Consider the following 5,805-nt stretch of genomic DNA (forward strand, 5'->3'; position numbering starts at 1 on the left):
GCAAAGGCCAGGCGCTTGACTTCGGCCAAGGCTGGAGTGTCGATTACCAGAATGTGCAAATCCGTAAGAACATCATCCTTGGTCTCGAATGGGACGTCATCCCCATTCCAAGCCAATTCACGACCTGTCTGCGCCCCAGAGGCAAGCGCAAGGTAGACGTGACATTACCAACCGGTGACGTTGCCCGCTTTGAAGCCCATAACAAGCAAGAGTGTGACGTTACGCCACCACCAGTAAACATCCAATTTACTGCCTTGCCTGGTACCACAGCCAAACTCGACCTCGTTGACATACCCAAAAACATCCAGCCCCAGGGCAGCATGCTCATTGACGTCGACGGCGCTGATCAAAATGAAACCATCGCCTGGAATCCCAAATACTACAAACTGACGACAGAAGACAACTACCAATACTATCTGACTGACGGTATAGGCATCACCAGCATCAAAGACCCGAATGGCAACACACTGACCTACAGCGACAGTGGCGTCACCCATTCCAATGGCACGGCAGCGACCTTCACCAGAGACGCCAGCCACCGCATCACCGCCATCACTGATCCGGCAGGTAAACAGATCCGTTACGCCTACAACGCCACGGGCGACCTGATCAGCGTCACTGACCGCAATGGGGCAGTGTCAAAGATGAGCTATGACACCAACCACAGCCTCATCAGCTATACCGATCCGAACGGCAAGCTGGCGGCGCGGTTTGAGTATGACCAGAGTGGCAGATTGATTGCGAGTTATGACGCTAATGGTAAAGCTGTACAGATGCAGCATGACATTGACAATAACCAGCAGACTGTGACTGACCGCAGAGGTAATAAGACGACCTATACGTATGACAGTAATGGGAACGTCACGAAAGTTGTCAACGCACTGAATCAAGTCACGACTTATACCTATGATGCGAATGGGAATCAGGCGACGGTGACGGATCCTATGGGGAACGTGACCAAGAGTACTTATGATCCGCAGACTTATAAGCAGTTGAGTGAGACTGATCCGCTGGGGAACACGACAGGATGGGAATATGATCTCAATAGTGGTGTTCAGCTTACGTCAAGTACAGACGCTAAGGGTACAAAAACTGCATACAGTTACTTTGCTAAAGGTACCCGTGCAGACCAGTCGCTGGGTAGTTACATCCACGTTGGTAATGATGACGCAGGAAACACCACATCATTGACCCTCAGTGATCGCCTCACACGCTTCCAAAATGATATCAAGGGTAACAAGATCAGCGAAACTGATGCCGCAGGTAAGGTTACGACTTACGCTTACGACAACAACGGTAAAGAAATAAGCCGTAGCTGGATCGTCACTGTCATGGTCAATGGTGTATCAACGCAAAAGGCCGTTAGTGCTACTCGTGTATTGGATGCAGAAGGGCGCGTACTCAGCGAAACGGACGCCTTGGGTGCTATCAGCAAGACTGAATACACTACCGGAGGACAAGTCAGTGCCACGATAGACCCGCAAGGCCGCCGCACTAGCTATAGCTACGACGATACTGGCAGGTTAGCAACCACTGCCTATCCAGATGGCAAAACCACGATCGCTATTTATGATGCAGGCGGTAATAAGGTTAGCGAAACCGATCGTCAGGGCAGAACAACCAGATTTGAATATGATGTTCTGAATCGTTTGACTAAAACGACGTTGCCAGATGGCAGCAGTACATCCACAACTTACGATGACGCAGGCCGTGTCGCCAGTACGACTGATGCACAAGGTAATGCCATGACTAATGGGTATGACGCATCAGGCCGTCTTATCAGCTTGACGGACGCCAGGGGCAAACAGACCAAGTTTGAATATGACAGCGTTGGCAACCGTACCAAGGTGACTGATGCTACCAACAAGGTAACGCAGTTTGAATATGACGCACTCAACCGTTTAGTCAAAACAACGTATCCAGACAACAGCACCAGTAGTACAGTTTGGAATACGACAGGTACCAAGCAATCAGAAACAGATCAGGCAGGTAATACCACCGTTTATGGTTATGACCCGGTAGGCAGACTGAACCAGGTCACGCAAACCAATGCGGCGACACAACAGCAAACCATTTACGGTTATGACGTCAATGGTAATAAGATCAGCCAGACAGATGCACAAGGTCACGTCACCAACTGGACATATGATGTAAATAGCCGCGTTACCAGCAGAACGTTGCCAGCCGGGCAAACGGAAAGCTTTGCGTATGATGTTGCAGGTAACCTGACTCAAAAGACAGACTTTGCAGGCAAGGTCACTAGCTATGTCTACGATGTGCTTGGTCAGATATTGCAGACAAACTACCCGGATGGCAGCAGTGTTAGCACCACTTACACGGTAAGTGGGCAGGTCGCGAGCACAACAATATCAGGTGGGAACAATAGTAATGGGCGTCAGAATGGACAGACGAGCTACACCTATGATGCTAATGACAGGATCACAAAACAGGTCAAACCGGGCGGCAGTTTCCTGTCCTATGCTTACGATACTAATGGCAATATCAGCCAGCGCAGTACAGCAGCGGGCACAGTCAGCTACGGCTATGACATAAACCAGAAACTGACAACAGTAACGAATAGTGCGACCAACAACAGCACAACTTACGCCTGGGACGACACAGGACGATTGGCAACGGCTACCACACCGGACGGCGTGATAGCCAATTACAGTTATGACCTGAACGGACGTTTGCTGCAACTGTTGCACGTCAAAGGCAGTAATGTTGTTACTGGCAGTCGCTACACATTGGCTGCCAATGGTCAGCGGACGAAGGTGGAAGAGTTTGACACGCAAAGTACACAGGTCAATTTGCTTGCAGTGAATCCTGTACGCACAACGAGTTATCAATATGATGGTGTTAACCGATTGAAACAGGAACTGGTCAAGGACAGAAGCAATGCAACTGTTCGCACCACCGACTACCAATACGATAAGGTCGGTAATCGCAGTCAGAAGACTGAAACTTCGGCAAGCGGTACAACGACCACTACCTACATTTATGACGCCAATGACAGACTGGCGCAGGAAACGAAAGCCACAGGGACAACAAGCACTGTTACAGCTTACACTTGGGATGACAAGGGCAATCTGAGCACGAAGACCACAGGTGGGCAAGTTGCCGTTTATGGCTGGAATGCAGATAACCGTTTAGTGGAGGTGAAGCAAGGGACAAGTCAGGCAAGTGCGATTACGATTGCGCGATACAGCTATGATGCCAATGGTAACCGAGTGCAAAAGACTGAACCGGGGCAAAACACTAGTCCAGATAAAGTTACTAGCTATTTGGTGGATGACACATTTCCGTATGTACAGACGGTGCAGGAGTCAGTATCGCAGGGAGCAGCAAATCAAAGTACTAGCTACATTTTGGGCTTAGAACTAATTGTGCAGAATAAGGCTGGGCAGCAGAGCTTCTATCATGCGGATGCGTTGGGCAGTGTTAAGGTATTGACGGATACATCAGGTAATGTGACAGATGCTTATCAGTATGACGCATTCGGGTCTGTAATAGCCAAGAGCGGTACGACTGCAAATCAGTATCGTTACACAGGTGAGTACTTTGATGAGACGATTGCACTACAGTATAACCGTGCTCGTTATTATGATCCGTTAGTAGGGCGCTTCGTGTCACACGATACGTATATTGGCGAAAAAATCAAACCGATAACCCTAAATAAATATGCTTACGCTAACGTAAATCCAGTCAAGTTGCGTGATCCAAGTGGTTTAATGGGGATGGCGGAGCAGCAATCTACTTCTGCAAATGGTGCTACTTTAACACACATCTCGATGTCTAATGTTCGTTTGGCAGTCTCTTCGTTTGCTGCAAACGATGCTGTTTATGCTTCAACTTACGCATTCAATTCTAAACAGCTCGCATTAATACTTTTGGCGGCTGCTGGAATGTCAGTCGCATTGTTTAACTATATGTCATCTTCCCATGTGACAGACAGTGAGGTACGTGAAGCAAAGCAAGCTGGTAGTGTTATGGCGCAAAGGCAGATTGCGGCGGCATATAGGGGGTCTGATGAAGGATTTATTGGTAGGGCTGTTATCGGAGAGAATCAATTGGGTCGTGTAGTGCCAGCTGCAATGCATTTAAAAGCATTAACATCTTCTCCACCATTGGTGATCAAGTATTCGCCTCAGTATCAATATGAAATTGGTAATTTGACACCTAAACAGGTTGTTTTGTCTGTGGCTTATAACCTTGGTTGGTTAGAGGCTGTCAAAGCAGCAAATTTTGAAATCTTTGATATTGGACGCGATCCAAAAAGAGTAGCGAAAGGTGAAGATATTAGTCCATGGTATGCTGCCGAAAGAAATGCTCTTGATGGATATTACAATCGTGTGGACTATCCATGGCCATAAATTATGACGTTGGCATAATTAGAACTTATAAAAACTATTTTCACTGTTGTTCTGCTTCTTTTCGTATAAATCTTGTACTTAAATTACTGTTATTGTTGGCTATAGTCGTGTTTTATGTTCTTACAGTGAGACCGACTAGTGGGAGCATCTGGCGAGGATAATTCTCAGTAAGTCTTATATATTATTTTATAGAATTGTTAATTAATTGAGAGCAGCTCGATGGACGAAAATGAACGGATAGTAATTGAAAAAGCATTGGAAGGATCATTCCCATACTTTGGTATTTTAAAAAATCAAATTGAAAATCTGAAGGTACGGAGGAGAATTTCTAAGAGTGGCCTTTACGACGTTGAATATATCTATTCAGGTGAGGCAGATCAATTATTAAAAGGGGCGCAGGCTAATATGAGTATCAATGATATTAGCCTTTTAATTAATGAGTCACGAGAGTCTTTATTTGCTGAATTGATTATATTGAATGGACATATTTCTGTTTTGACAATTAATGGGCGATATGATTTTTTAAATAATTTCTCAATCAAAGATGTTTTCTGGACTAAAGATGTTTTAAGAAAAAATCAAAAATCCGGTACAAACTGTATAGATTATGAAATTATTACTGAATCAAACAAAAGAGATTTTGAATTTGCAATTGGTTATTTCCCGAATTACATGTAAAAGTTGCTCTTGTGCGGCGTTGCCCTGTTCGGCGTTTGATTGACCAAAACCATTCCGTGCCCTGTTCGGCGTTCGATTAACCCGAATCATTCAGTCTGACCTGCATTTTTTTGCAGAAAATGGCAGATGTTCTGGTTTAGTTGAACACCGATTTGACTAATTTTTAATCAAGTAGATCAAATTCTTTGGTTCGTTTGCTTAAATTTTGTGCGAATCGTTTGTTAAAGATGAGTACCTTCCCGAACAGCATTGCTGCCCGCTCTCGATGCCCATTTTGTTTCGGAGATATTCGTCGCTAATGCCGTAAATAATATCCTCGTAACAATCCATCCCAAGCCGTAAAGTGTTGCACTGATTGCGGTAGGATTTTGAGGTATCCTGATTTTTTCGGACACTCTTGTTTGTTAAAATAAACGATCAGGAGAAATAATGAAACAGAAAAAGACATACACACCGGAATTGCGAGAAGAAGCCGTAAAGCTTGTTTTGGCGCAAGGGATGACACTAGGAGAAGCGGCATCGCGGATAGGCATTCCGAAAGGGACTTTAGTTGGTTGGGTGAATGCAGCCAAGTATGGTGAAACAGCCACTGCTGCACCTGGAAGCCGTACAGTTCCAGAGCTGGAAGCGGAAGTTGCCAAACTGCGCAAGGAACTGGCAGAAACGCGTATGGAGCGAGATATCGTAAAAAAGGCGGCAGCGTATTTTGCGCAGGAGTCGTTGCCAAATACGCGTTCATGAAGACCATGCGACT

2 protein-coding genes and 1 pseudogene are annotated in these 5,805 nt (G+C 45.8%); all 3 read left to right on the plus strand.

From position 1 onward, the window contains the following. Window positions 1-158 precede the first annotated feature (158 nt). Window positions 159-4,373: an RHS repeat-associated core domain-containing protein gene (locus ACO0LI_RS30410; RefSeq protein ID WP_423037647.1), complete on the plus strand. Its 4,215-nt coding sequence runs from the start codon at window positions 159-161 to the stop codon at window positions 4,371-4,373. A 219-nt stretch (window positions 4,374-4,592) separates the two neighbouring features. Next, the gene (locus ACO0LI_RS30415) at window positions 4,593-5,051 is read left to right on the plus strand and encodes a hypothetical protein (protein WP_423037649.1); all 459 of its coding nucleotides are present in this window, start codon (window positions 4,593-4,595) and stop codon (window positions 5,049-5,051) included. 429 nt (window positions 5,052-5,480) lie between these two features. Further along, a pseudogene (locus ACO0LI_RS30420) lies at window positions 5,481-5,805 on the plus strand (transposase); the annotation flags it as partial.

Origin of the sequence: Undibacterium sp. Tian12W (assembly GCF_049339405.1) — a bacterium.
Taxonomy (GTDB): Bacteria; Pseudomonadota; Gammaproteobacteria; order Burkholderiales; family Burkholderiaceae_D; genus Undibacterium.